22 protein-coding genes are annotated in these 25,350 nt (G+C 42.1%); 13 read left to right on the top strand and 9 right to left on the bottom strand.

Annotation, left to right across the window (positions count from 1 at the left end; genetic code table 11):
• Positions 1 to 48 precede the first annotated feature (48 nt).
• From lptF to LVY74_RS07175, 5 genes are all read left to right on the top strand, one after another.
• Positions 49 to 1,140 carry an LPS export ABC transporter permease LptF gene (gene lptF, locus LVY74_RS07195; RefSeq protein ID WP_237814520.1) on the top strand — a complete coding sequence of 364 codons (1,092 nt, stop codon included), beginning with the start codon at positions 49 to 51 and terminating at the stop codon, positions 1,138 to 1,140.
• Between the two features lie 10 nt (positions 1,141 to 1,150).
• Positions 1,151 to 2,221: an LPS export ABC transporter permease LptG gene (gene lptG / locus LVY74_RS07190; RefSeq protein ID WP_237814519.1), complete on the top strand. Its 1,071-nt coding sequence runs from the start codon at positions 1,151 to 1,153 to the stop codon at positions 2,219 to 2,221.
• A 297-nt stretch (positions 2,222 to 2,518) separates the two neighbouring features.
• Positions 2,519 to 4,573 (top strand): TonB-dependent siderophore receptor, encoded by a 2,055-nt coding sequence (locus tag LVY74_RS07185; RefSeq protein WP_237814692.1) that lies wholly within the window; start codon positions 2,519 to 2,521, stop codon positions 4,571 to 4,573.
• Positions 4,574 to 4,883: 310 nt separating this feature from the next.
• Positions 4,884 to 6,431, top strand: a complete 1,548-nt coding sequence (gpmI, locus tag LVY74_RS07180; protein ID WP_237814518.1) for a 2,3-bisphosphoglycerate-independent phosphoglycerate mutase — start codon at positions 4,884 to 4,886, stop codon at positions 6,429 to 6,431.
• A 10-nt stretch (positions 6,432 to 6,441) separates the two neighbouring features.
• Complete coding sequence (locus LVY74_RS07175; RefSeq protein WP_151776975.1) at positions 6,442 to 7,635, top strand: S41 family peptidase; 1,194 nt, start codon at positions 6,442 to 6,444, stop codon at positions 7,633 to 7,635.
• A gap of 54 nt (positions 7,636 to 7,689) precedes the next feature.
• Here LVY74_RS07175 and LVY74_RS07170 read toward each other — a convergent pair whose 3' ends face one another.
• The 3 genes from LVY74_RS07170 to gacA are packed head-to-tail and all read right to left on the bottom strand — an operon-like array spanning position 7,690 to position 11,409.
• The gene (locus LVY74_RS07170) at positions 7,690 to 9,177 is read right to left on the bottom strand and encodes a sigma-54-dependent transcriptional regulator (protein ID WP_237814517.1); all 1,488 of its coding nucleotides are present in this window, start codon (positions 9,175 to 9,177) and stop codon (positions 7,690 to 7,692) included.
• Positions 9,178 to 9,191: 14 nt separating this feature from the next.
• Entirely contained in the window at positions 9,192 to 10,760 is a 1,569-nt protein-coding gene (locus LVY74_RS07165) for a sensor histidine kinase (RefSeq protein WP_237814516.1), read from the bottom strand.
• A gap of 13 nt (positions 10,761 to 10,773) precedes the next feature.
• Positions 10,774 to 11,409, bottom strand: a complete 636-nt coding sequence (gacA, locus tag LVY74_RS07160; RefSeq protein WP_151709318.1) for a response regulator transcription factor GacA — start codon at positions 11,407 to 11,409, stop codon at positions 10,774 to 10,776.
• Positions 11,410 to 11,622: 213 nt separating this feature from the next.
• Here gacA and LVY74_RS07155 point away from each other — a divergent pair, with 213 nt between their 5' ends.
• The 3 genes from LVY74_RS07155 (at position 11,623) to LVY74_RS07145 (ending at position 14,159) form a co-directional block, all read left to right on the top strand.
• Positions 11,623 to 12,639, top strand: coding sequence for a serine hydrolase (locus LVY74_RS07155; RefSeq protein ID WP_237814515.1), 1,017 nt, complete (start codon positions 11,623 to 11,625; stop codon positions 12,637 to 12,639).
• A 140-nt stretch (positions 12,640 to 12,779) separates the two neighbouring features.
• Positions 12,780 to 13,400 (top strand): DUF6915 family protein, encoded by a 621-nt coding sequence (locus LVY74_RS07150; protein ID WP_237814514.1) that lies wholly within the window; start codon positions 12,780 to 12,782, stop codon positions 13,398 to 13,400.
• A gap of 12 nt (positions 13,401 to 13,412) precedes the next feature.
• Entirely contained in the window at positions 13,413 to 14,159 is a 747-nt protein-coding gene (locus LVY74_RS07145; RefSeq protein WP_237814513.1) for a hypothetical protein, read from the top strand.
• A gap of 67 nt (positions 14,160 to 14,226) precedes the next feature.
• On the opposite strand, the gene thrC is transcribed toward LVY74_RS07145, so the two are convergent.
• The 4 genes from thrC to xerD all read right to left on the bottom strand — a co-directional run bounded on the left by thrC (position 14,227) and on the right by xerD (position 18,669).
• On the bottom strand, positions 14,227 to 15,366 hold the full coding sequence (thrC, locus tag LVY74_RS07140) for a threonine synthase (protein ID WP_237814512.1): 1,140 nt from the start codon (positions 15,364 to 15,366) through the stop codon (positions 14,227 to 14,229).
• A 57-nt stretch (positions 15,367 to 15,423) separates the two neighbouring features.
• On the bottom strand, positions 15,424 to 16,725 hold the full coding sequence (locus tag LVY74_RS07135; RefSeq protein ID WP_237814511.1) for a homoserine dehydrogenase: 1,302 nt from the start codon (positions 16,723 to 16,725) through the stop codon (positions 15,424 to 15,426).
• A 99-nt stretch (positions 16,726 to 16,824) separates the two neighbouring features.
• Complete coding sequence (locus LVY74_RS07130) at positions 16,825 to 17,637, bottom strand: DsbC family protein (RefSeq protein WP_237814510.1); 813 nt, start codon at positions 17,635 to 17,637, stop codon at positions 16,825 to 16,827.
• A gap of 114 nt (positions 17,638 to 17,751) precedes the next feature.
• Positions 17,752 to 18,669 (bottom strand): site-specific tyrosine recombinase XerD, encoded by a 918-nt coding sequence (gene xerD / locus LVY74_RS07125; RefSeq protein WP_151776971.1) that lies wholly within the window; start codon positions 18,667 to 18,669, stop codon positions 17,752 to 17,754.
• Between the two features lie 151 nt (positions 18,670 to 18,820).
• Between xerD and LVY74_RS07120 the strand changes: the two genes are divergently transcribed.
• From LVY74_RS07120 to ftsW, 5 genes are all read left to right on the top strand, one after another.
• Positions 18,821 to 19,081 (top strand): FeoA family protein, encoded by a 261-nt coding sequence (locus LVY74_RS07120; protein ID WP_151709324.1) that lies wholly within the window; start codon positions 18,821 to 18,823, stop codon positions 19,079 to 19,081.
• Positions 19,078 to 20,931 carry a ferrous iron transporter B gene (feoB, locus tag LVY74_RS07115; protein ID WP_237814509.1) on the top strand — a complete coding sequence of 618 codons (1,854 nt, stop codon included), beginning with the start codon at positions 19,078 to 19,080 and terminating at the stop codon, positions 20,929 to 20,931. Before LVY74_RS07120 ends, feoB begins: the two co-directional genes overlap by 4 nt.
• 18 nt (positions 20,932 to 20,949) lie before the next feature.
• Complete coding sequence (locus tag LVY74_RS07110) at positions 20,950 to 21,201, top strand: DUF6587 family protein (protein ID WP_151709326.1); 252 nt, start codon at positions 20,950 to 20,952, stop codon at positions 21,199 to 21,201.
• A gap of 154 nt (positions 21,202 to 21,355) precedes the next feature.
• Positions 21,356 to 22,705, top strand: coding sequence for a UDP-N-acetylmuramoyl-L-alanine--D-glutamate ligase (murD, locus tag LVY74_RS07105; RefSeq protein WP_237814508.1), 1,350 nt, complete (start codon positions 21,356 to 21,358; stop codon positions 22,703 to 22,705).
• A 14-nt stretch (positions 22,706 to 22,719) separates the two neighbouring features.
• Positions 22,720 to 23,913, top strand: coding sequence for a putative lipid II flippase FtsW (ftsW, locus tag LVY74_RS07100; RefSeq protein WP_151709328.1), 1,194 nt, complete (start codon positions 22,720 to 22,722; stop codon positions 23,911 to 23,913).
• 27 nt (positions 23,914 to 23,940) lie between these two features.
• Here ftsW and gluQRS read toward each other — a convergent pair whose 3' ends face one another.
• Positions 23,941 to 24,828 (bottom strand): tRNA glutamyl-Q(34) synthetase GluQRS, encoded by an 888-nt coding sequence (gluQRS, locus tag LVY74_RS07095; RefSeq protein WP_151776968.1) that lies wholly within the window; start codon positions 24,826 to 24,828, stop codon positions 23,941 to 23,943.
• 3 nt (positions 24,829 to 24,831) lie between these two features.
• Positions 24,832 to 25,344, bottom strand: coding sequence for an RNA polymerase-binding protein DksA (dksA, locus tag LVY74_RS07090; protein ID WP_151709330.1), 513 nt, complete (start codon positions 25,342 to 25,344; stop codon positions 24,832 to 24,834).
• Positions 25,345 to 25,350 lie beyond the last annotated feature (6 nt).

Here is a 25,350-nt window from a genome sequence, read left to right as displayed (position 1 = left end):
GGTTAAACTATTCGCCAATCGTGTTTTCATTTTTTACGGAAGCTTGCTTTGATTATTCGACGTTATCTTGTTAAGCAGGTCGTGGAGACCTCTTTGGTCGTCATTGCTTTACTGACATTAATTATGATGGGCGGTCGCTTAATCAAATATTTTGGTGTTGCTGCGCAAGGTCGTCTAGATGCCAGTGTGTTGTTTAGCATTATTGGTTATCGGCTGCCTGAATTTCTTACCTTGATTATGCCATTGGGTTTTTTTATTGGCTTAATGTTGGTCTTTGGGCGTTTGTATATCGATCATGAAATGGCAGTGCTCAATGCCAGTGGTGTAAGTCGTAACCAGTTGGCACGTTTACTTGCACCGTTAACGATTGGTTTTCTGATTTTTCAATTGGTATTGATGACATGGATATCGCCGTGGGGACTCCGCAAATTCGAGCAGCTATCGAGCACTCAGGCGGTACGGACGGGGTTTGACTTGGTACGCCCCAAAGAGTTCGTTTCCTCAGGGCCTTATACCATTTATGCCAGCAGCCTGTCTGAAGACCGTAAAAATTTACGTGATATCGTGTTTTATGAGCGTGCTACCAAAGAAAATAAACCTGATGTGGTGATTTTGGCACGCGAAGCAACCCGCGTTGAAATTCCGAATGATCCTGCAAATGTGGTCGATTTAATTGATGGTCGCCGTTATGAGATCTATCCTGGGCAGCCACGCTACACCCAAGCTGAGTTTAAAAGTTACCGTTTAAGAATTGAAAATGATAAAGAAGCAGATGTTTCTGGTGATCAAGCAGAGTCGATGCGTTTAAAACAACTCTGGGAAAAACGTCAAGATCCTGTGGTGCAAAGTGAACTGGGTTGGCGTTTATGTGTGCCATTTGCGATTGTGGTTGCATTACTCTTGGCAACAGCATTGTCTGAGGTGAATCCACGACAAGGGCGGTATTATCGTTTATTGCCTGCCATTTTAATTTTTGCCAGTTTGATTGTGGCATTAATGGCAGTCAAAACGCGTATGACCAAAGGGCAGTTGGGAATTTGGGCATATCCGACAGTGCTATTTGTCTATGCCTTTGTGACTTTATTATTTTTGCGCAAACCCAATCTTGCGCCAAAGCTAAAACTTAAATTGAGCAAGTGAGGTTAAGTGAATGTTTGCACGTCGTCTAGTCGCTAAGCATGTGACGAAAACCTCAACTTTAGCCATGTTAGGTGCTACGGGTGTTCTTACCCTATTACAGTTTTTATTCACTTATTTGGCAGAATTGAGTGAACTCAAACATGGCTATACTGCAACTCAGGCATTGGCTTATGTGTTTTGGAATACTCCAAATTATTTATATGAAATTTTACCCATTTCTGCCCTGATTGGTTCGGTCATTGGCTTAGGTACTTTGGCTTCCAACAGTGAACTGATTGTCATGCGTTCGGTTGGGATTAGTTTATGGCGTATTGTAGGTTGGGTGATTCGTTCTGCAATGTTGTTGGTGATTTTGTCATTTGCACTCAGTCAGTGGATTATTCCATATACCACTGAAAAAGCAGACAGTATCAAAAAGCATCAAACGGTTGCAGCACTCGGCGAGGTGAAAGGTTACTGGACACGTGAAGGTCAACGTTTTATCTATGTTGATTATGCCAATTCACAAGGTGCGCTGCGCAATATTCAGGTTTTAGATTTTGATGACAACTATCGATTGAAAGGTGTACTCAACGCTGAGCAAGGGCAATATAGCAGCACAGGGCAATGGAATCTGAAACAAAGTCAACAAATGCAGATCCAAGCCAATGGTGATGGGCATTTAACCCAATCGGCGCAACTGCCATTATCCTTGGCTCTACAGCCGAAATATGTGCATATGGTGACGATTGATCCTGAAGACCTTGCACCTAGTCAATTGGTTTCCTTCATGCACTATTTGTCTGAATATAGCCAAGTACCAAAAACCTATCAGTTGGCTTTCTGGAAGAAAGTGGGCATGCCATTTTCACTGATTGCCTTGGTGGTGATTGCCTGTTCATTTATTTTTGGGCCATTGCGTCAGCAGTCGATGGGTTTTCGCTTGGTCATTGCCTTATTTGTCGGGTTAGGTTTTTATTACCTACAAGACTTCTTAGGTTATGCAAGCCTAGTCTACTCACCATCGCCTGCATGGTTTGTGTTTATACCGATTGTTGTGATTTTTGTGGCGGGCGGTTATTTATTAAATCGAGCTAAATAAGTTGAAGATCAGTTACTTCTTCTAACCATCAAAAATATTGAATTGATTGAAAAGCGGTGCAAATCTTAGGTTTGTGCCGCTTTTTTATATGATGATAAGATTTTGATACTCATTGATTTATCAATCAAGACTTTATTTTGATCAACCTTAAATAAAATTTAAAAAATTGAGATTGTTTGTAATTATTTGTATATACGATTTTATAAATTATAAATATAATAATTATCATTTAACAATCGGCACCTTTTTATGCTAAAGCGTCGTTTATTACCAAGTCTATTGCCTTTGAGTTGTGCAATGACTGTTTTTGCTAATGATCAAGTCAGTACTTTACAAACCATTACCGTACAAGCGTCAAGTCCCAAGGATCGTGCAGAAAAACAATATAAAGTCGATTCTGCAAGTTCTGCGACCAAGACCAATACCACGCTGAAACATACGCCTCAGGCGGTCACTGTGGTGAGTAAAGCTGTCCTTCAGGATATACAAGCAACACGCTTGTCTGAGGCATTGGATGTTGCAGGAATCGGTCGTGCAAATAACTTTGGCGGGCAGGGTTTAACGACATTTACCTCACGCGGGTTTACCAGTGGTGAATATTATCGGAATGGTTTTCCCATTAACCGAGGTTATCCGAATGCGCCAGATAGCAGTACCATTGAGCGTGTTGAGGTTTTAAAAGGGGCTTCATCGAGTTTGTATGGTCGTGGTGATCCGGGTGGTACATTCAATGTCGTGAGTAAAACACCTCAAGCTGAGCACAAAACGGTATTGGGCTTCAATGTTGATAATGAAGGTCTGTATCGAAGCACGGTCGATACAACAGGTGCTTTGGATGATGCAGGCACTTTGACCTATCGCTTAAATCTCATGGGTGAAAATGGCGATACTTACCGAGACAATGTCGATTCAAAACGCTGGAATATTGCCCCAGTCCTTCAGTGGACACCTTCAGATCAGACCAAGGTGATTTTAGAGGCTGATTTTCTTCGCAATCAGCATCCTTTAGACCGCGGTTTTACCCATTATGATGGTCAACAAAGTTATTCATTTGACGCTAGTGACTATTGGTGGGAATCTGGAAAAGACCGCAATCGCTTATATAACAACAACGATATGCTGCAATTGCGTGTCGAACATGAGCTGAACGATGCGTGGAAACTGAATGTTGGCGCGCAATATTTAAATGGTAATCTTCATGGTTATGCGGTTGAAGCCAATGGGGTTAAAGCGGGTAGCAATGGGGCGGTGATTACCCGAAATTATAATTGGCGTAATTTGGATTGGATTGATAAAGATGTGCAAGCCAGTCTGGTGGGTGAGTTTAATTTATGGAATGTCGAACATAAACTGATGACGGGTATTGAGTTGGAGGATTATGATTATAAATCTTATATCATTCGCTCAACGGCTGATTTTGATCTCAATATTAATCAACCCTACTCGACCCAAGCACTGCCTGCTCTTGTGAATGTCACCACACATGATCGCGAACAATTACAAAGCAAAGCGATTTATGTGCAAGATCAGATTCGTTTCACAGATCGTTTCAATACGCTTATCGGTTTACGTTTTGAACACTATGATCATGATTATACCAATTTAGTGAATAGCACCTCGTGGTCAACCGAGCATAATGCTTTTATGCCCCGCATTGGTTTTACTTATGATCTAACCGATCAATTGAGTGTGTATAGCAATATTAGCAAGTCATTTAAACCCAACTCAGGTGCAGACCGAAATAATCAGGGCTTTAAGCCAGAAGAGGGTATTTCTTATGAAATCGGTTCAAAATATTCAATCTTAGACAATAAATTGTCTTTTGATACAGCCCTTTATTATGTCAAAAAGAAAAATGTCTTAACTTTAGATCCGCTAGATTCAACTAAAAGTGTTGCGGCGGGTGAAGTGACCAGTAAAGGTCTTGATTTGAGCTTGGTCGGCAGACTGACACCACAATGGAAAATTATAGGCAATTACGCATATACCGATGCGGCTGTTTCAAAAGATAATACCTTGGTGAAAGGAACACGCTTGGCGAATATTCCGCAAAATGCCTTTAATTTATTAAGTGTTTATGAATTTAAATCTGGAAAATTAAATGGACTTGGTTTGGGGTTAAACCAGCATTATGTGGGCAGTCGTAAAGGTCAAACTGCGAACAGCACCTATACAATGGCGAGTTATGCGACTACCGATTTTATTTCCTACTATGATTATAGTGCGGATATTCGCTTTAGCTTTGATATTAAAAATATTTTTAATAAAGACTATGATGAAAGCGCATTTAACCGATATGTATATCCTGGGGAGCCTCGCACTGCGAAAATTGGTGTAACCTATTCATTCTAAGTTTGGTTTTTAGATGGGTGACAGCTTCTTATGGGGAGCTGTTACACCTGAATTTAAACTTTTAAAATCAAGCTTATTGAGAAATATTTTTATTTAAAATAATGATGTTATGCACTGAGTGTAGTACTGATAAGAAAGCTTCTTTTATATAATAAAATTTTGAAAAATATGATTTTTTATTGATCTATCTAAGAATAAATAAACGCATCAGAACTGATCTGCTTATCACTATGAATTTTAGTCAATGGAGAATTGCTTAAAAATTAGGTAAAATGCGCCCACGCAATTGACTATTGAAAGAGAGCTTAAAATGACGGATGCGAAGGCAGCTAAGATTCCTCATGTGTTGGTGATTATGGATGGTGTTGGGCATCGTGAAGCGATTGAAGACAATGCTTTCTTAGCAGCAAGAACGCCAAATTTGACGGCAATGCAAGCAAAGCATCCGCATAGCTTAATTTCAGGTTCAGGTGAAGACGTTGGTCTACCTGACGGGCAAATGGGCAACTCTGAAGTTGGACACATGAACTTGGGTGCAGGTCGTGTGTTGTATCAAGACTTTACCCGCATTACTAAAGACATTCGTTCAGGTGCGTTTTTTGAACATGAAGTGTTGGTCGATGCTGTCGAAAAAGCCAAAGCGACAGGCGGTGCAGTCCACATTATGGGGCTGTTGTCTGAAGGTGGTGTGCATTCACATGAAGATCATATCGTGGCGATGTGCGAACTGGCACTAAAACGTGGTGCAAAAGTTTACTTGCATGCTTTCCTTGATGGTCGTGATACGCCTCCACGCAGCGCTGAGCCATCTTTACAAAAACTTGATGCTGTCTTTGCTCAATATCCAAATCAAGGTCGTATTGCGACCATGATTGGTCGTTACTTTGCGATGGATCGTGACAACCGTTGGGATCGTGTAGAACAAGCCTATCGTTTATTGACCGAAGGTGAGGCTGTTCGCGTTGTTGCTACAGCAACAGAAGGTCTTGCACAAGCTTATGCAGCAGATGAAAGCGATGAGTTTGTCAAAGCAACTCGCGTAGGTGATGTTGCTGCTATTCAGGATGGTGACAGCGTTGTCTTTATGAATTTCCGTGCCGACCGTGCTCGTGAATTGACCCGCGCCTTCGTGGAAAAAGACTTTACAGGATTCCAACGTAAAGCTGTGCCACAACTGGCAAAATACGTGATGCTTACCCGTTACCAAGCCAGCATTGATGCACCCGTGGCTTATATGCCTGAAGCTTTACATAACTCACTCGGCGAATACTTGTCGAATTTGGGTAAAACCCAGTTGCGTATTGCTGAAACTGAAAAATATGCACATGTCACTTTCTTCTTCAGTGGTGGTCGTGAAGATGAATACCCTGGTGAAAAACGCATTTTGATTCCATCACCGAATGTTGCAACTTATGATCTCAAACCAGAAATGAGTGCTTATGAAGTGACAGATGAACTGGTGAATGCAATCAATTCTGGTGAATATGACCTGTTGGTAGTGAATTTTGCCAATGGTGATATGGTGGGGCATACAGGTATTTTCAGTGCAGCAGTGAAAGCAGTTGAAGCAGTTGATACCTGCTTAGGCCGCGTCTATGATGCAGTGATGGCGAATCATGGTCATATGCTGATTACTGCCGATCATGGTAATGTTGAGCAAATGCAAGACTATGACAGTGGTCAGGTACATACCCAACATACCACTGAGTTGGTGCCATTTATTTATGTGGGCCCGACCCAAGCGGTGATTGCTGAAGGTGGTGTGTTAGCCGATGTTGCACCGACTTTATTACATCTCATGAATATTCCTGCGCCCGCTGAAATGCGTGGACGCAATTTAATTACATTACAAGCATAAAGGTGAATGGATGATTCAAAAACTCAAGCATGTCTGTCTTGCGACCAGTTTAGCGCTCTGCTGTTTGAGTCATCCAGTTTATGCCGCAACGGCAGCAGCGACAAATGAAGCTGATGCCGAACTTGATTATGATACCGATGGCTCAGAGTCTCGTAATGATGAAGTTCCTGTCGATTCTATTCAAAAATTTGTTCAAATTTATAGTCTTGTCAAAGATAACTATGTCACCGAAAAATCAGATGATGCACTGTTTGAACAGGCAATTAAGGGCTTGGTGGGTGGCTTAGATCGTTATTCGCGTTATCTTTCACCTGAAGATTATCGTCAACTGATGCAATACACTGAAGGAGATGTCGCATCAGTCGATTTTGATTTGGTATTCGATAAATTACGGCATCAGTGGCAAATACAAGACTTAAAAGATAGCTCGGATTCTGTCAAGTTAGGTCTACATAATGGCATGACCGTTTATAAAATTGATAATCAAGAGCTAAAAGATTTGAACCGTGAACAGGTTCGTAATTTACTCTATGGTTCAATCGGTACAGTACTCACGGTACAAACAGCACCTATTGGTCAGCCTGTTACTATCGTGCGCAATAAAAAAGTCGAAGTGGAAGTATCTTCTACGCTCTTACACAATCAAGTTTTAGTCATCAAGGTGCCTGTTTTTCAACAAGAAACAGCAAGTGAAATTAAAAATATTATTGAGCAGTATTCCCAAAATCGTCTTAAAGCTGTCTTGATTGACCTGAGAAATAATCCTGGGGGATTACTCTCAGCAGCAGTTGAAACGGCTGATCTATTTTTAAGTAATGGGGTGATTGTCACCACCAAAAGCCGCTCGGAAGGTGATCAAACTTTTCAAGCTTTGCCTGGTAATAAATTCAACAATATCAAATTAGGTTTGTTGATTAATGGTCGTTCAGCATCAGCTGCAGAGGTCTTTACTGCTGCATTGAAAGAGCATGATCGTGCATGGGTGATGGGCGAAAAAAGTTATGGTAAAGGGGTTGTGCAAAAGCTTTTTCCACTGCCAAATGGTGCAGCTTTACAAATGACGGTTTCTCATTATTATACCCCCAAAGGCAATATGATCGATGGGCAAGGGATCCAACCCAATCAGATTTATGCACTGCCGATTGAAATGAAAGATGAATTATATGTAGATAATATTGCTGAAATTTTAGTGAAACATAAATAGCCAATTGATACTCTAGTTCATCGTTATCTGTGAATTAGAGTATCAGTAAAGCAGTCAGCTCTCTTCATCACCATCGACATCTAGCCCAAATTTTTTCAGACGATAGCGTAAAGAGCGAAATGACATTTGTAATTTCTTTGCCGCTAGTGTCCGATTCCAATGCGTCATTTCAAGAGCATTCAGTAAAATATTTTTCTCAATATTTTCTAAATAAGCCTCTAAACCTTCTTCAGGTAATTTAAAACGCTGGCGTGACACCACAACATCATCTTGTACCATTGCCACAGAAGAGGATTCTAGAGGATGTGGCATGCCAAGCGATGTATCATGATCTAATCGACCATTCGCTGTAGGAGTGAATGGCTGTGGGCTAGGATGTTGTTTAGAGTTGGATCTTACATGAATGACATCAATTGTATTGGAATCACTGAGGGTTAATGCACGTTCAATAATATTGCGTAACTCGCGTACATTGCCTGAGAAGGTTTGTTCGAGTAGAAATTGTTGTGCATTCAAAGTGAGTTGTTTGTTTGGAATTTGCCATTCATGACAGACTTTCTGAATAAAATAATTGGCAAGTTCTAAGATATCCTGTCCGCGTTCACGTAGTGGTGGAAGGCGTATATCCATGACATGTAAGCGGAAAAACAAATCTTGACGAAATTTACCCTGTTGAATCAGTGCTTCTAAATTCTGATGTGTTGCACTAATGATTCGAAAATCAACGGCAATTTCGATGTCACTACCGATAGGTCGAATTTTCTTTTCCTGAACAGCACGCAGGAGTTTGACCTGCATATTCATGGGGAGTTCTGCAATTTCATCGAGAAATAAACTTCCGCCATGAGCTGCCTGAATCAGACCTTGTTTGTCTTGAGTCGCATTGGTAAAGCTGCCTTTTTTGTGTCCAAACAGTTCACTTTCCATAAGTTCGACAGGAATTGCACCGCAGTTAATTGGAATGAATGGACCATTTTTGCGATTACTGAGGCAATGAATCAGGTTGGCAACCACCTCTTTACCTGTCCCAGATTCTCCTGTAATGAAAACAGGAGCTTGGGTTTTGGACATTTTACGAATGGTATGTTTCAGCTGCTGCATGATTTGAGAACTACCAATCAGCATACGCTCTTCAATTTCTGAGGATGCGATTGCATCTTGACTATCATCTACAGGAACAATGGCTTTTTCCAAAAGCTGTTGTAAATCTTCAGGTCGAACAGGTTTGCTGACAAAGTCAAAAGCACCTGCTTTGAGTGCTGCTATTGCAATTTCCATATTGCCATACGCCGTAATCACCGCAATCGGTGTATTGGGATAATGTTCAGTGACATGTTGTACCAGTTGGATACCATCACCATCAGGGAGATTTAAATCGGTTAAGCAGGCATCAAAACGATGTGCCTTAAGTTGCTGTTTGGCTTGAGTCACGTTATAGGCGATTTCAGCTCGAATCCCTATACGCTTTAAACTCATCTGCATGAGCATGCATAAATCTTTTTCATCATCGACCAAAAGCACGCGCGGTTGCTGAGTTGACATAATGCTCCAATGACTTATTGTATTTGAATGGCGGGGCATTCAACGCGGAAACAGGTTCCGTCTTGTAGTTTGATATAACTTAATTTTGCCTGATTTGCTTCACAAAAACTACGTGAAAGATATAGCCCCAAACCTGTTCCATCAATTTGTGTGGTGAAAAAAGGATTAAAGAGGTTATGTACTTTATCCGCAGAAATGCCTTCACCAAAATCAATCACATCAATATAAGCATAATCTTCTTGCTGATAGGCATAGACATGAATTTGTGGATGTTCAGGTGAATTATGCCTTAAAGCATTACGAATCAAGTTAATAAGAACTTGTCTAAATTGTGCTTCATCAAATGAAATTAACACAGGATTAGGAATTTCTACATGAATTTTTTGATGAGATTCATTCAAATCTTCAACGATGAGTTGAGGTAAAAATTTTTCTAATGCGATATCTGTTGGTACAGTTGCCTGATTTCGTGCCATATTTAGAGTTGATTGAATAATGTGATCAATCCGTTTAGCTTGTTTCTGAATCATGCCAGTCAGCATGTGTTGTTGTTCAGGCTCGGCATCGATAAATAAGGCATTGGCTTGTACAATGCTTGCCAGTGGATTACGAATTTCATGGGCAATACTTGCAGAGAGTTGCCCAAGTGCTGCCAGTTTAAGCTGTTGAACTTGTTGATTGAGCTTTTGGGCATCTTGCATGATAAATAGCGTTAAGGTTTGTTGCGGTAACTCTAATTTTTGTACCCGAATATGAATACCATAGCGAGATTGCATGGTTTCAAAAATAAAGCGCTCTCCTTGATTGACCACATTTTGCAATAAATACTGATAAAGATCAGGTTGAATTTCTTGTAATGGTGCGGGGCGAAAGACCAGTAATGTTGGGATGCCCAACAAGTTATAGGCTGCAGGGTTACTGAGAACGACGTTCATTTCTTCATCAATTGCAAGATAGCCCATATCAATTTGTTCGAGGATATAGCGATTGATATTCTGTAATTGTAATAACTCTAAAGACTGGGAAATGCTGATATTTTCAAGCAAACGAAAGCGTTGAACCGCAAATTGCCCCGTCAGATAGACCACAAAAAACAAAAAAGCCAGTAGGATGCTATTGCCAATATTGCTCAGATCAGAGGCACTAAACCAACTCCCAAAAAGTTGTAAATATAAAACAGCAATTGTGGAAGCTAAAGTAATGCTTAGCGCTTGACGTCGACTGAGTAATAAATTGGTGACAAAGATCGTAATAACAAATAATAAGCCGATATGAAGGTTTGGCCCACCAATTGCAAAGGTCAATGCACCAAAGCAAGTAACATCAATTAAACTAATCAGGAGTAACTGTCGGGGTAATGCAACTGGAAACAGCCTGAGCATTAAAAGTTGTAAAGTCCCTAAAAAGGCATACACTAATAATGTAAAAAAATAGACACCAACATGGCTGTAGTTATCTTTAAGCTGATTAAATGTCAAAAAAAAGATGAGTAATAGACTAAAAGAAATAATCAGCCGATATACCCCATACCACAATCCAAGGCGATAGAGCGTATTGGAGCTGGCGGCAGAGAGGGCATTCATGGCAGATTATCCATTAAGGTTTGATTAAACCGTAGCGCATGGCCAAATGCGTGAGTTTGACATCGCTATCAATTTCGAGTTTTTCAAAAATACGATAACGATAGGTGTTGACGGTTTTGACACTGACAAATAGCTTATCCGCAATCGCCTGAGCACTATGACAATTGACGACCATCATCGCAACTTGCATTTCTCGTTCAGAGAGTTGGTCGAATGGTGATTTTTGTGTTTCAGATAAATAAGAGCTAGCCAATTGCTCTGCAATATCGGCACTAAAATACTTACCACCTTGCATGACTTTATTGATGGCGCGCAACATTTCCTGAATAGGGGCACCTTTAGTGATATAGCCCTTGGCACCTGCTTTCAGCAGTAAAGAGGGATAGGGTTCTTCGGCTAAGCCACTGACAGCAATCACCTTGGTTTCAGGAGTAATTTGCAAAAGACGGCGAGTTGTTTCAACGCCACCAATACCTGGCATATTGACATCAAGTAACACCACATTAGGATGATGTTGCCGTGCTAAGATGAGCGCTTCTTCTCCTGATTCGGCTTGACCAATGACTTCAACATCCGCATGGTCTGCCAACATACGACAAATCCCTGTGCGTACTAATTCATGATCATCCACAACTAAAACCGAAATCACGAATGACACCTCCAATCCAAATTATTTTTTTGTTACATAAAGCAAATTAAGCTTGCAATGAAACGACAAAATTAGCAATGCTATCCTAAAATATAACCTAAAAGTTATGCACAATAACTCAACTCCAAAGAAGCGAGTGTATTGTGCAAATGTAAGGCATATTCGTGGTAATACGCAAATGTATCTTACCGCCCCTGAGTTGAGTGTAATATTGTGAAAAGTTTAAAAAAATCTTTAGTGCGTGCTTTGAGCATGTCGATGCTGGTTGGGTTGAGCGCCAACAGTTTTGCAGAACTCATCGTGAACAGTGGCTCGGGGGCAGTTTCCCAAGCAAAATTAAACTGGTCAACCGATGAAGCAAAACAATTGCTCAGTCAAGATCGAAACAGTGCTGAGGTTTCCCCACGCGGAAGCGTTAGCGCAACCACAACTTTACGTAGTAACACACCGCGTGTGATTGATGCAAGTTTTGCCAATCGTGGTGGGCCAAGTGTTGCAGCGGGTTCAGCATTGGTGATGGATGCCCATACAGGAGAAGTCTTGTATAGCAAAAATAGCAATGCATCACGTCCGATTGCATCGATTACCAAACTCATGACAGCTGTTGTGACGGCTGACGCACGTTTAAACATGTCTGAACAGATTACACTGCAGCAGAGTGATTTTGATGGTCCAAAGCGTGCAAGCTCAACATTAAAGCCAGGTGATCAGATGAACCGTGCTGAAGTGTTGCTTGTTGCATTGATGAAATCAGAAAATCCTGCTGCTGCTGCGTTGGCTCGGACTTATCCAGGAGGCAAACCTGCCTTTGTTGCCGCGATGAATGCTAAAGCTCGCCAGTTGGGAATGAGTTCAACCCATTATTATGAATCAACAGGCTTAGATGCACGTAATGTGTCCTCTGCACGTGATTTGGGTATTTTAGTGGCTGAAGCATCTCGTTATGGCGTGATTCGTCAGTTCTCATCAACACCACATTATGATTTTGATTTGGGTTATCGTGTACTTAAATCAAATAATACCAATGCTTTGGTACGTAATGGTGGTTGGAATATCAACTTGTCTAAAACAGGTTTTATTAATGAAGCAGGTCGTTGTGTTGTCATGCATGCAACGATCAATTCACGCCCGACAGTTGTGGTATTGTTGGGTGAACCAACCACACAATCACGTAACAGTGATGCAACGAACTTGTTGACTTGGGTCAATAATTTACCAAAACAAATCTAATTTGCTTTTAAGCTACAAAAAAGCCCTGTGACTGCACAGGGCTTTTTTGCGACAGATGATGTCGTACTATTTATAAAATACATTGTTTTGAATTAAAGTTTAGATAATATGTATAACAATCAAAACAACAAATTTCTGCCATGAATGCAATGCAACATGCCCGTATTTCAGCCAAACGTTGGGGCGGTGAAGCTGAAGATTATTATGAAATTCATAATTTTATAGATAGTACCAAGATCTTGTGTAGTGATGCACGTCATCGCATTTTACATACCTTGTGGGGGGTGAGTCAGGTGGTTGTGCCTATTTTTGGGCATAGCATCCAAAATAGCGCAGGCAAAAGTATTGATGTGAAAGACTTGTGCGAGCGTGATCATTTACTGGTGGATTATCAACAACGTTTTATTCCAACGTTACATGATTTTGTTGGCAGCATTGATCCACAGCAATTGCCTGCTCATTTCACGATTCAGATTGAACAGCTGCATGAGCAATATATAAATAATCCAGAAATATCGAAACTGCTGCTATCTCCTTTGAACATTACGGGCAAACTTGAGTCGCTGTTGTTGACTCATAATAGCTGGTTTTTAGGTGAAATTTTGCCACAAATGGGATATGGCACTTTTTCGTTGCAACCAATTGGACTCACTCCAGCCGATTTTTTTAATGCCATGCATTTTGAACTATGGATGGATAACGGGATGGCACTCCCCAAAAGTGCTCAAGCATTACAACAGCGTAAACATATTTTTAATTAAAGGAACTACAGCATGACCACTTACGTTATCCGTGCCAAATATTTTGGTTATAACGACGAAACCTTTTACGTAACAGGCAATCGTATTGCAAATGTATTTACCGATCAGGCACAGGCTGAACAGACGTATCGACAACTTGAAATTGCAGGTGCGCGAGAGTTTGAACTGCATGAAGAAGAGGCATTTTTTGATGCAAGCCTTGAGGAGCTACAGAAATATGATGACTTCGTATTTTCACGTTGTGGCGAGCATATTTTTGATGATGAGCTAATTGAAGATGTTCTGCCGACTGCGCTGAATGATGATGATACCTTTGAATTTGTACAGCTTGCCAATATGCAGAAATATCAACTGGTTTGTTTTGATGAGCAACCAAAATTTTATGCGATCTGGTTGCCTGAGCAGCAAAAGTGGTTGAAGCAATATGATGAGTGTTTTGAGGGTTTAATTTATGAAGAGAGCGCTGAAAAGCTCAAGCCTTCTTTGGAGTTGGTGTTTAGTGAATATCGAGATGGAATTCAGTTACAAGGTGAGCTTTCAGAGTTGTCTGAACAACCACTTTTGCTGAAAAGTACCATCGCTACTCAAGCAGGATTAAGCTATGACGAAGCAAAACAGGCTCTCAACATTCGTGAGTGGGATGAAGATGCTCTGTATGCAGTCAATCCCTTGTTAAAGCAGCCAATTTTTGAAATTCGTACTGTTGATGTTGAGCAAATTCTAGAGTTAGAAAAGAGTATGATGAACGAATACGAATAATCATCGTTTGAGTGATTCAATAAAAAACCAGTTGCAAGCAACTGGTTTTTTTACTTCAGCAAAAGACTTACATATTTGAAAGGATAGAATCTTTCACTTGATCCATAGTGGCATCAATAGATAACATGACAGCATCTGCACATTGTTTGATCGCTGTATCTGGGTCTTTCAAACCGTTACCAGTCACTGTACATACAATCACAGAACCTTCAGCAATTTTACCTGCTTTAATATCGCGAATCGCACCGCCAATTGAAGCAGCAGAAGCAGGCTCAACAAACACACCTTCATATATCGAAAGCAAACGTTGTGCTTCTAGGATTTCAGCATCTTGTAATTCGTCGAACCAACCTTTAGAGTCACGAACAACCGCTTTCGCATGGTTCCAGCTTTGTGGATTACCAATACGAATTGCTGTTGCAACCGTTTCAGGATTCGCAATAGGTGCACCACGAAGGAAAGGTGCAGCACCAGCAGCTTGATAACCGACCATTGTTGGTAAGCCTTCTGGTTTAGGGCCTGTGAATTGATCAGTTTCAGCATCGTAAACGACTTGTTCAAACTGGTCAGCAGGTTGGTTTGCAACAGCTTCGGTATAACCCATCCAGTGCGCAGTGATGTTACCTGCATTACCGACAGGTAAGCAGTGATAATCTGGTGCACGACCCAATGCTTCTACCACTTCATAAGCAATAGTCTTTTGACCTTGTAAACGGTAAGGGTTGATTGAATTGACAATCGTTACAGGCGCTTGATCAGCCACTTCTTTTACAAGACGCATACCATCGTCGAAGTTACCACGAATCTGCATGGTAATCGCACCGTACATCATCGCCTGAGCCATTTTACCCATTGCGATTTTGCCTTCTGGAATCAAAACGAATGCTTTGATGCCAGCACGAGCTGCATAAGCCGCCGCAGCAGCAGAAGTGTTACCTGTAGATGCACAGATAATTGCTTTCGAACCTGCTTCAACTGCTTTAGTCACTGCCATGGTCATACCACGGTCTTTAAATGAACCAGTTGGGTTAAGACCTTCGTATTTCACATAGATTTCAACATCTTTGCCAATAATACGTGGAATATTCTCCAGTTTAATGAGAGGGGTGTTACCTTCACCTAAAGAAATTGCACGTGTAGTTGCAGATACAGGTAAACGATCACGATAACGATCTACAAGACCAGTATAACGATTGGCATTCGACATGATGATGTTCCAATGAAAAAAGAAGCATGACGAGGGGATTGCTTCCCCTCGACCTGATTAGTTATCCAGCGATTCTAAACGAATTCGCACGATTTCGCCATGAATGGCAGGTAAAGCTTGGATTTGAGCAAGTGCTTCATCCATTTTTGATTCAACGATTGGATCAGTTAAAATCACAATAGGAATCAAATCTTTAAGGCGAGATTGCTGCATGATGGCATCAATACTAATGCCTGCACGGCTGAGGATTGTTGTGACATCGGCAAGCACACCTGTTTGGTCTTCTGCATTGAGGCGAATGTAATAACCTGTGGTCATTTCTTCACGGCTCAAGATTGGCATATCGGTTAATGCTTCAAAGGCCAATTGAGGAATTGTGCCTGCGCCATCTTCGGTATATGAAATGTCACGAACAATATCAACAATATCGGCGACCACAGCTGAAGCTGTTGGGCCAGCACCCGCACCCGCACCGTAATACAATGTTGGGCCGACGGCATTGGCTTGAACAAGCACTGCGTTTTTAACGCCGTTGACATTGGCAATCAGTTCTTCAGAAGGGATCAGAGTTGGGTGAACACGCAGTTCAATGCCTTTTTCTGCACGACGAGCAATCCCTAAATGCTTGATACGGAAGCCGAGTTCTTCAGCGTATTTCACATCTTGAGCTGTAATTTTGCTGATGCCTTCGGTATAGACTTTATTGAATTGTAATGGAATACCAAATGCACAAGACGCTAAGATGGTGAGCTTGTGTGCAGCATCAATCCCTTCAACGTCAAAAGTTGGATCAGCTTCGGCATAGCCTAATTCTTGAGCTTCTTTTAATACGTCAGCAAAGGCACGACCTTTGTCACGCATTTCAGTCAAGATGAAGTTGCCTGTACCGTTGATGATGCCTGCTAACCAGTCAATTTTGTTGGCAGCCAAACCTTCACGAATCACTTTAATAATTGGAATACCGCCAGCAACGGCTGCTTCATAGGCAACTTGTACCGCGTTGTCTTCAGCCGCTTTAAACAGTTCATTGCCATGTTCAGCAAGGAGTGCTTTGTTGGCAGTGACGACTTGTTTGCCGTGTTTAATGGCTTCACTGATGACTTCATAAGCAGGGTGAATACCGCCCATGACTTCAACCACAACATCCACGTCAGGTTGACGGACGATTTCGAGTAAGTCAGCGCTTTGTTTGATTCCTTCCAAATTCAAATCAGGACGTGGACGACGGGTGCCTACGTGGGTGATTTGAATTTCTCGACCTGTGCGACGTTTAATTTCAGCGGCGTTTTCTTGTAATAATTTAAGGGCACCGCCACCTACGGTACCAAGACCTAATATAGCCAGACGAACTGGTTTCACGTCACACTCCAAATATTTATTGCGATTGAGGTTTGATCATAGCTAAAAAAATGCACAGACTCTAGGGTGCAAATCATAATATCTGCACCTTATTTCAGATTATTTTTCCAAACGTTGCTCTAATTCTTCAGGGCTTAGATAGCCACCTAGATATAAGCCATCTTCTGAGTAAATCGCAGGCGTGCCATTTACCCCAATTTTTATACCCAGTTGATATTGAGCTTTGACAGGGCTATTGCATTGGGTTGGGACAATTTGTTGACCTTGAACCACAGCATTAAATGCGGCTTTACGGTCACTGCTACACCAAATTGCTTCCATTGCAGGGAAGAACTGGTCGCCACGCGGCCATGCGATATAACGAACTTCAATCCCTTTGGCATTGAGTTCGGGGATGTGTTCATGCAGTTTATGGCAATAAGGACAGTTGGCATCGGTAAAGACATATACAACATGCTGAGTTTGACCCTGAGCAGGGTAAACGATCAAATCTTTTGGATTCAGTGCAGCAAACTGTTTTTTGTTTTCAGTGGCTTGTAAGGCTTGGCTAACATTTTGCAGTTTACTGTCACCTAAACGCAGTACATCACCTTGAATAATATATTTGCCATCAGCTGTGGCATATACCGATGGCATACCATCTAGATTGACCCAATACAGGTTAGGGACTTCTGTTGTTTTAATGTCGATAATTTTGACATTAATATTGGCTTTTTTAAGACCTTCTTGCAAAGTATTGATTAAACGCTGTTTTGCATTACGTTCTAAAATTGGGGACGCTTGTCCTGTTGCAGGTGCGGTTGCGGTGAGAGAATCTGTTTTTTGTTCAGCATTTTTATCTTTAGAGCAAGCACTGAGCATGCCTGCAGTAAGCATACACGCCAGAAGAATTTTGGAACGGTGCAAGGACATAAATAACCCTTTGACTGGTCAATAAAAAGAACAAGCCGCTAGCATAACAAAAAATATTCGGTGCTTCGTGACTTTTCATGATCTTCTGTTATCCATTAATCCGCTGATTAATGGTTAAGCTCGAGGATGATGCTGTTGGTGTAGTTGTTGCATCCGAACCTGTGCAACATGCGTATAAATCTGTGTAGTAGAGAGATCACTATGACCTAATAGCATTTGCACGACACGTAAGTCAGCACCATGATTGAGTAAATGGGTCGCAAAGGCATGTCGTAAGGTATGGGGAGAAATCTCAAAGTCGATACTGGCTTGTGATGCATAGCGTTTAATCGCATACCAAAAGTTTTGCCGACTCATAATGCCACCTTGCTGAGTCAAAAATACATAATCACTACTTGATTTAAGTAATTGAGGGCGCGATTCATTCAGATAATGCCCTAGCCATTCTAAGGCGATCTGCCCTAGTGGTACCAGTCGCTCTTTGTTGCCTTTACCAACAATACGCACATAGCCTTGTCTAAGGTTAAGTAGCTCTAGACGCAGGGTGATCAGCTCGGAAACCCGTAATCCACAGGCATAAAGGACTTCGAGCATGGTGCGATCACGTAAACCTAATGCTGTTTCGGTATTGGGGGCAGCAATCAGCGCTTCGACTTGGCTTTCTGATAGATCTTTCGGTAGGGCACGACCTAGCTTGGGCGTTTTATGGGTACTGAGAGGATTGTCAGTACGTAATTGCTGTTCACGTAGAAATTTAAAAAATGAACGTAATGCAGATAACGAACGTGCAATAGAGCGAGGGCTTTTTCCTTGTTGTGTTAACGCAATCAATACATCGGTAATATCACTGCTTGACCACTCTGGTAATCGTTTGTCCTGATATTGACTACACTGAATCAGATCAGATAAATAGGCATTTCGGGTATGTGGGCTGACTGTATTTGCAATGAGATAATCTTTATAACCAACTAAGAAATCTAATTTTTCTGGTATGTTAATCGCTGTTGGAATACGTGGTTTTTTGTTCAGCATTGATGAAAATCTATCAACATAAAAAAGCTGTTTCACTCTAAAATAAAACCTGAGAAAAGTCGAATTGTAAAGCTAAGCTAGATGCAAGTCGTGTATGTAAATTATTCTCATTTATGTTTATAATAAATCAAACAATTGTGAGTGGAACGCTGTGCGGTTATCTGAGCTGAAAGTTAAACAAGCCGCTGTCATTACCAAAGTCAATCGTCAAACTGTTGATGAGGGCAAGGCGGATTTAATAGCAAGTCGACTGGAAACACTGGGATTTATTCCAGGTACGCCTGTCAAAGTGATTGCCAAAGGTGTCTTTGGTGGTGACCCCTTGCTGATTCAAATTGGTTTTACTCGTTTTGCTTTGCGTAAAGCGGAAGCTCATAAAATCGAGATTTCCTCACAGGGGACAGCAACATGAGCGAAACCTTACGTGTTGCGCTAGTTGGAAACCCAAACTGCGGTAAAACATCTGTTTTTAATCAACTGACTGGAACACGCCAAAAAGTCGGCAACTATGCAGGCGTAACAGTAGAACGTAAAGTCGGTTTTTTCCAGTTACCTTCAGGCAATCAGGTTCGGGTACTGGATTTGCCGGGTACATATAGCTTAGATGCGACAAGTCCAGATGAAGCAGTCACCCGAGATGTCTGCCTTGGAAAAATCAAAGATGAAAGCCAGCAAGATGCATTTTTGTGTGTCGTTGATGCGACCAACTTGCGCCTACATTTGGGCTTAGTCTTGGAAGTCATTGAGTTAGGGCGACCAGTATTGTTAGTGCTGAACATGATGGATGAAGCACGTCGTCGTGGTATTCAAATCAATGCACAGAAGCTTTCGGAACGTTTAGGTATTCCTGTTGTCGAGACAGTGGCTAAAACAACCTCAGGGGTTGCCAACCTGATTGATGCTCTAAGTCAGCAAAAATTTGCTTTGCCTCAAACTGAAATGAGTGGTTTAGTTGGTGATCAGCACCAGAAAGTGGCACAAATTCTGTCCGATGTTGTGGTGTTTTCCGATCATGAAGATAAACGAACTGAATTTTTAGACCGAATTTTTCTTCATCCTGTCTTAGGTCTGATCAGTCTGACAGTCCTGATGTTTGTGGTGTTCCAAGCGGTATTTACGTGGGCAGCACCTTTTCAGGATGCCATTGAAAGTACATTTACGTGGCTAGGCGAGCAGATCGGGGCATTGATTAGTCAGCCACTCTTACATAGCTTGGTTGTCGATGGCGTGATCGCTGGAGCGGGTGGTGTTGTGGTGTTCTTGCCACAAATTTTGATCCTGTTTTTCTTTATCTTGGTACTGGAAGAAACGGGTTATTTACCTCGTGCAGCCTTCTTGCTTGATAAACTCATGTATAAAGCGGGCTTAAGTGGTCGTGCCTTTATTCCGTTACTTTCAAGTTTTGCTTGTGCTGTCCCTGGCATTATGGCAACTCGAAGTATTCAAGATCCGCGAGATCGTTTAACCACGATTTTTGTGGCACCACTCATGACCTGTTCAGCGCGCTTGCCTGTGTATGCGTTACTGATTGCAGCATTTATTCCAGATCAGAATGTTTGGGGCTTTCTCAATTTGCAAGGTTTGGTGCTATTTGCCTTGTATATGGCAGGCATCGTCAGTGCGCTGATCGTGGCATTTATCTTAAAGTTTTTTCAAAAAGACAAATCACAGTATGCCTTGCTCATGGAATTGCCAAGCTATCGTTTACCGAATGCGAAAAGTATCGCGATTGGTTTGCTCGACCGTGGCAAGATTTTCATGAAACGTGTTGGTGGAATTATTTTCGCACTTTCAATTTTACTCTGGTTCTTGTGTAGTTTTCCAAGCCCGCCCGATCATGCTACGTTGCCACCGATTGACTACAGTTTTGCGGGACGTCTAGGGCACTTGATGCAGCCAATTTTTGCACCGATTGGTTTTAACTGGCAGATCTGTGTGGCATTGATTCCTGCAATGGCAGCGCGTGAAGTATTAGTTGCTTCATTGGGAACGGTGTATGCCTTGTCTGCAACAGATGACGATGCAATTTCACAAGGTTTATCGCATTTGATTAGTACTGCAAATGGCGGATGGTCAGTTGCAACAGGTTTGGCACTTTTGGTGTGGTTTATTTATGCGCCACATTGTTTATCGACGTTGGCAACGGTTCGCCGTGAAACAGGGTCATGGAAAATGGTGGCATGGATGACAGGCTATTTATTTGGCTTGGCATATTTTATGGCGTTTTTAACCTATCAAATTGCATTGCATTATTTGGGTTAATGGTAAAGGAGGTTTCTCATGGTTCAGTATCTAATTATTGCGGTATTGGTACTTTGGAGTGCCATCTATAGCTTTAAAAAGATTTTTCCACAATCTGCATTTAAAGTCTTTTCTGCTTTAGCTCGCCTGTGTGAACAGCGGGGTTGGATGACTTTGGCAAATTGGTTGCGCCCTGCAATGGCAGCAGGGTGTTCGGGTGGTTGTGGTTGTAGTGCGGACAATTCTTCACAGCCTAAAAAAGCCACGCTACAAGCTGTAAAGTGGAAATAATCGATTGATTGCCACGATTAAAAACCACCTAAAACTGGCGGTTTTTTTACGTGAATATACAAAAAAAATGCGATAAGCCATCATCGGGAAAAGCTTTCCAAAAAGCAAAGTGCTAACATTTGCCAAGTTTAAAAATAAATGCGATGGGGCAAATATGTTAATTCAACGCGGTGGATTGAAAGTCGTTGCAGGGCTTGGTATTTCTGGTGTTTCAGCCGTGAATTTTCTGGTGGAACAGGGGTATCAGGTTGCAGTCACTGATTCACGTGCTACACCGCCTGGACATGATCAAATTCCAAGTCATGTGCAGACCAGTTTTGGTAAGCTGGATGTTGATTTGCTCCTGCAAGCTGAAGAAATTATTTTAAGCCCGGGACTTGCACCGCAATTGCCTGAAATTCAGCAGGCCATTGCCAAAGGAATTTCAGTTGTGGGTGATGTGCAACTACTTCGCCGTGCGACCGAAGTGCCGATTGTGGCAATTACAGGTTCAAATGCGAAAAGTACGGTAACCACTTTAGTTGGCTTAATGGCCAAAGATGCAGGTAAGAAAGTAGCTGTTGGTGGCAATCTAGGTCGCCCAGCACTGGACTTGCTCAAAGATGACCCTGAACTTTTGGTATTGGAATTGTCGAGCTTCCAATTGGAAACCACATCCCATCTGAATGCTGAAGTCGCAGTGGTCTTAAACATGAGTGAAGATCACCTCGACCGTCATGGTGATATGTGGGGTTATCATCAAGCCAAGCACCGTATTTTCCAAGGCGTGAAAAAGGTGGTGTTTAACCGAGATGACAATCTGACTCGTCCGCTTGTTCCAGATACTACACCTATGCAAAGTTTTGGATTGAATGCACCAGACATTCATCAATACGGCATTTTAAAAGATTTAGATGGTACGATTTGGTTGGCACATGGGCGTGAGCGTTTGCTGAAAAGTTCTGAGATGTATATTCAAGGGACGCATAATGTTGCCAATGCCTTGGCATGTTTGGCTTTGGGTGAGGCGATTGGCTTACCGATGGATTCGATGTTAGAAACCTTGAAAAATTTCAAAGGTCTAGAGCATCGCTGTGAATATGTGGCAACAGTTAACGATGTTCGTTATTACAATGACTCGAAAGGCACCAATATTGGCGCAACGTTAGCCGCAATTGATGGTTTAGGCGCTGCCATTGAAGTTCAACAAGGTAAAGTGGCGGTGATTTTAGGCGGTCAGGGAAAAGGTCAGGACTTTAAAGCTTTACGTGATTCACTGCAAAAATATGTCAAAGTGGCGGTGCTGATGGGTGAAGATGCACCTGTGATTGAACAAGCGATTGAAGGGACAACAACGCTATTGCATGCACAAAGCTTGGCGCAAGCTGTTCAACTCTGCCAACAACAGACCCATGCAAATGATGTTGTGCTGTTATCACCTGCCTGTGCCAGTTTTGACATGTTTAAAGGATATGCTGACCGTGGGCATCAATTTGTCGCTTGTGTTAGCGCATTATCTGTATGAGTAAGGGGGCATCTATGGCAGGAATTGCCCAAGGGATGAGTAAATTCCAAACTTGGTATGCACGTATTGCACCAAAATTACCTGCGGAAATTACAGCGCGTAATGTTCTCATTTTTTGTGTATCGACTTTACTGATTATCGGCACAATTATGGTGGCATCGGCATCGATGCCGTATGCAGATGCCAAGCAGCATGACCCATTTTATTTCTTAGAGCGTCATGCCATTTCGATTGTGATTGCTGCATTTGCGGCTTTTGTTTCATCACGTTTTACATTGGACTATTGGTTTAAAAATACTTTCCTTTTTTGGCTTGTCACGATTGGTCTTTTGGTGGTGGCTTTAGGCGTTGGTACAGAGGTCAACGGCTCAACTCGCTGGATTCGTCTTGCAGGATTTACGTTACAGCCAACGGAAATTGCTAAATTGATGATGGCGATTTTTACCGCAGACTATGTGGTGCGCCGTGCGCATGAAGTCCGAAATAGCTGGATGGGACTGGTTCGTCTTGGTGGCATCATGTCCATTACCGTCGGCTTGATCTTGGCTGAGCCTGACCTTGGGGCGACCGTCGTGATTGTCATGATGATGTTTGGCGTGTTCTTCTTGGCGGGTGCACCGATTATTCAGTTTTTGTTTTATATCGGCGCAATTATTATCGCCTTGGTCTTCCTGATTCTATTTGAACCGTATCGTTATGAACGTCTGGTTTCATTTAGTAATCCGTGGGCAGACCCACTCGGTTCAGGTTATCAGCTTTCTAATGCCTTAATGGCATTTGGGCGTGGTGAATGGTTCGGGGTTGGCTTAGGGCATAGTATGCAGAAAATGTCTTATTTACCCGAAGCACATACCGACTTCATGCTGGCAATTTTGGGTGAGGAGTTTGGCTTCATCGGGATTACCACGGTGCTGGCACTTGAGTTTATTATGCTGGCATGTTGTATCCGTATTGGGCAACGTGCATTAAAAAATAACTACTTACGTGCAGGTTATTTGGCTTACGGTATCAGCATGATTTTCCTGATGCAGATCTTGGTGAATGCAGGGATGAATATGGGGATGTTACCGACCAAAGGTTTGACCTTACCATTTATTAGTTATGGTGGGACATCTTTAATGATGTGTGCGGTGATGGTTGCCTTTGTCTTAAAGATTGATTCCTCCACACAGAATACAAATCCGAATCAGGAAGTTTCCAACTTCTAAAAGAAAACCACGCAATCGCGTGGTTTTTTATTGATAGATCTGTTCGAGCTGCGTTGTTCTTGGAATGCGTGATACATCCCACTGAGCTACGGCTTGTTGTAGCATACGGGCAGGTCGATCTAGATCTACGGGCAATTGATGTAAGGCACGAATCGCCTGTTGTAAAAGCTGCGGTGCTTGAGCAGGATCAAGGGCTTGCGCCAGATTTTGCTTTGAAAGCTTTTGTCCCTGTGCATTCATTGCTAGAGGTAAATGCATGTATTGCAAGCGTGGGTAACCGAGTAATTGTCCAAGCCAAATTTGCCGTTCAGTGTTATCCAGCAGGTCTGCACCACGCACGACATGGGTCATGCCTTGCAGATAGTCATCGACAACAACAGCCAATTGGTAGTTGATAATGCCATCACGACGTTTCAGCACAAAATCACCCAAGTCATGTGCAAGGTTGGAACAGTGCTGACCTTGTAAACGATCTTCAAAACAAATCAGTTGATCATTGACTTTGACTCGAATCGCCTGATGTTCAAAGGCTAAATTGAGATCACGACAGGTGCCTGCATAAATGGCATTTGAACCAAGCATTTTACGGGTACATTGACAGGCGTAGACCAAATTGAGTTGTTGAAGTTGATAGATAACTTCTTCATAAATCTCTAGGCGATCTTTTTGAAAAATGATCTCGGCATCGGGTTCGAACTCAAAGGCATCTAGGCAATGCAGAATATGCGTTTCGCTGTCAGGATAAATGCGGGGAATATCGGTATCTTCTATGCGAACCAACCATGTTCCCTGTTGTGACTTTGCATCACAATAACTTGCCACTGCGGTGAGCAGGGAGCCAAAATGTAACGGGCCGGTTGGCGATGGTGCAAACCGACCCATGTAAGCAGACTGCATGGACTGCAATTTACTCATGGTTTAACCGTTGTTTTGCTTCTCTTTGATTTCCGCCAACGTCTTGCAGTCGATACATAAAGTCGCTGTTGGACGTGCTTCTAAACGGCGTAAACCGATTTCGATACCGCAAGTTTCACAGAAACCGTAGTCTTCGTCTTTAATGGTCGCAAGAGACTGTTCAATTTTACGAATCAGTTTACGTTCACGGTCACGGGTACGTAGTTCAATCGCAAACTCTTCTTCTTGAGTCGCACGGTCATTGACATCAGGCAATGCGGTAGATTCGTCTTGCATGGTGTTGAGGGTACGATCCACTTCGGTCATCAGTTCCGCTTTCCATGCTTCTAAGATTTTGCGGAAGTGATCAAGCTGGCCTTCAGACATGTATTCTTCATTTTTTTTCGGCTCGTAAGGAGCAATACCGAATAAGCTTGCTGTTGAACTGCCTTCTGAAGCCTTAGGCTTGGTTTTGCGTGCACGTTTCGGTGCATCTGTTTGGTCATCTAAGACTTGGTTTAGGTTGTCATTCGCCATAATAGG

Origin of the sequence: Acinetobacter sp. ME22 (genome assembly GCF_022012315.1) — a bacterium.
GTDB lineage: Bacteria > Pseudomonadota > Gammaproteobacteria > Pseudomonadales > Moraxellaceae > Acinetobacter > Acinetobacter brisouii_A.
The sequence above is the reverse complement of the archived record's forward strand: the minus strand, read 5'-3'. Positions and strand labels throughout refer to the sequence as shown.